The organism is Argonema galeatum A003/A1 (assembly GCF_023333595.1).
Taxonomy (GTDB): domain Bacteria; phylum Cyanobacteriota; class Cyanobacteriia; order Cyanobacteriales; family Aerosakkonemataceae; genus Argonema; species Argonema galeatum.
The window spans coordinates 1-2,567 of the sequence record NZ_JAIQZM010000085.1 but is presented as its reverse complement, the minus strand read 5'-3'; the positions used below and the strand labels follow the sequence as shown (position 1 = coordinate 2,567).

The following is a 2,567-nucleotide window of genomic DNA, read 5'->3' as shown; positions in this document are numbered from 1 at the left end:
GTCCGATCGCCACCATTAGGAGTTGATGGATCGTCTCCATCTCCCAGGTCAAGCTCAAGAAACTCGATCGCTTCCTTACTTTCCTTCCCATCTATCCAAGAAACATCAACCATCCACACCCAAAAAGGATTTTTGGGGCCTCCCCGGCGCTGACACTCCATTCCGATATTGATTCCGCGCCTGGGCATATCAACGCTAGATTTTACTTTGTCTCCCACACGAGCCGGTGAATTGCAGTAGTAGAGTGGCGCTGGGATATGCCGAAGTTCGCGGGCCTGGTAAGAGGGCTCGCGAACTTCTTCCCCATCCGGTTTGACCAAAATAAAAGATGGGCGGACGCTAGACACAACGCCTTGATTCAGGTGATTTTTCGTTCCTGGAACATCAATTATTACGCGATCGCCAATTTTGAAATTATGGCTTGTCTCCTCGATGCGATCGCCATTTTGCTTAGCAGTGAGTGACAGTGACAGTGGAAGTGGTTCAACGCCTTGTATAGTGGGAGTTTCCACCACTGTCAGACTGACAGTGGTTGACAGTGGTGACAGTGAATCGTCAGTAGAAGGTCGATTGCTTTCCAAACCAATATCGACACCAGTATCGACTGGTGAAGAATTTATCACTGTCAACCGCTGTCGGACTGACAGTGGTGGAATCGCTTGCTGTACAGTCGTTTCAGCGTATCCACTGTCACTGTCACTCACTGCTAAGCAAAAACTGCCAAATATCGCCTCAGAATTAACGAGTTCTATCTGTAGGCTCCCTTTTTTTGTCGTTGAAATCCTTATCTTGTCTGGGTTAGCGGCTGCCAGTTCTTGAAAATGGCGAAAATATTGAGCGGCTGGAATCTTTCTAAGGAACTGATTGGTTGACTGCAATTTGCCGACTGTTAGCGTTCCCTCTACCTTGAGCCTTTCAATAATTTTGGTTTTTACTGGATCGATTTCATCTTCTCCGATCGCCTGCCGGACTTTCATCGCCTGTTTCAAGTAAAACTCGGCTAGAGCGATCGCAGAATGAACGCGCTCAACGGGTATTTCTGGAGATGGGCAGCGCTGATCTTCGCAAATCTCCCACAAAATGTGGAGTAGCATAGCAAACTTGGCGCAGTAGCCTTCCAGTTTCCCTATGAATCCCCTAATGGCAGGGGATGGGTGTAATAGCCTCTCCTTTTCCTTGGTGTTATGCCACAGCCGGAAAACCTGTCTGGCTGTGGTCGAAAAGTAGTAGGTCGTCGCAGGGATGCGATCAATTTTTTGATAGATATCTTTTAATAGACCGGACAAGTTCAACTCCGCATCATCTTCGGACATCGGGTATTCTTGAAGGTCAAGGAAGCAAGGTAAGAGTCTTGCGAATTCTCCCCTACTATCGTCTGCGTCGTTTCCCATCAACCCCAACAATTTATTAGGCTGGATGCCTCCAGTCACCGAACACGAGTCCTTGAAGCTAACAATCCGCCCCTTTCTGAGCATCGTACCCCTATCGCCGTTAAAGCCGCTTAGCGATGACTCGGTGTCAGAACCTTTCCCTTTGTTGTATTCACCCCTGGCTGTAACGGTTTGCAGTATTTCATCGGGAGCATGGAGTATGCCCTTGCCAGGTTGATTCTCCATGATTTCCCAGATAGATTCTTTCGTTCCGCCTCGGTAAAGAAAAAGCCGAGGCGGTGGCGGTGCAGAAGGCTCTTCATCTCTGCGAGATTTTTGCTCCCGTGGAGAAAGAGCATCCCAATTTTTCCTCTCCTTCTCGTATGCCGACACATTTTCATCATGCCTAGCAAGGGATTCTACTTGCAAATCATTGAGCGGGGACAGGAAAATTCTTTCAATAGCCGTTTTGCGATTACTTGCCTCTGCAATAAGGGCACTTCTTACAATGGGTGGCTCGTTTCTACCTGTGGCCTTTTGATAAATAATTACTGATTCACTGCTAACCAGACTGGCAGCTACTGGGATCATTTCATGAATTGCTACTTCTTCCGGGAAAGGGAACCAACGACTGAGAAGTTCTAATGGCTTGGCAAGATGTGGATGGAAAACTTGACTAATCTTTAGTGAGGCTTTGGAGGATAATTTGTATTCGGAATTTTGGCGTGGGTCCGTTATTGGAAAAATTACTTCTCTGGCTTCATTCAGAATCTGCGGTAATTCGGTGTGAGATTTGTAACCAAGATCGATAATTTTATGGCCAGCCGATATCAAGATTCTGCGAATATGCTTTTCTCGAAGCAATTGCGCGTATTGGTCAATATTTACGGCTGATACCGTGCGGTCTACCAGTTGGGCTAATTTGTTGTCTCCCCCGACATTATCGAGTTGGTTGCGATCGTGCAGCCACACGCTTATACTCATCAGGTCAGTGGGTCTATTTTTATTATGAAGGTCAAGTGCCGCTTCATATATGGTTTGATGGCTGCTTAGGAAAAAAGCTTTTGTACTCAACTCAGCGGCTACTTCTTTAATTGCTCCTGGATCGAGCATTATCCCGCCCAAAACCTGTTCTTCTACTTCGATATTTTGAGGTGGCAATCTGTCAGTATTAGTTGCGAAGTTGAATGCTGTTGT

At 46.7% G+C, this 2,567-nt stretch carries 1 protein-coding gene; it reads right to left on the bottom strand.

Going from position 1 to position 2,567, the window contains the following annotated elements; genetic code table 11:
• Window positions 1-2,567: DUF3987 domain-containing protein (locus tag LAY41_RS32030; RefSeq protein WP_249106735.1), on the bottom strand; the 2,567-nt coding region annotated here is incomplete at both ends.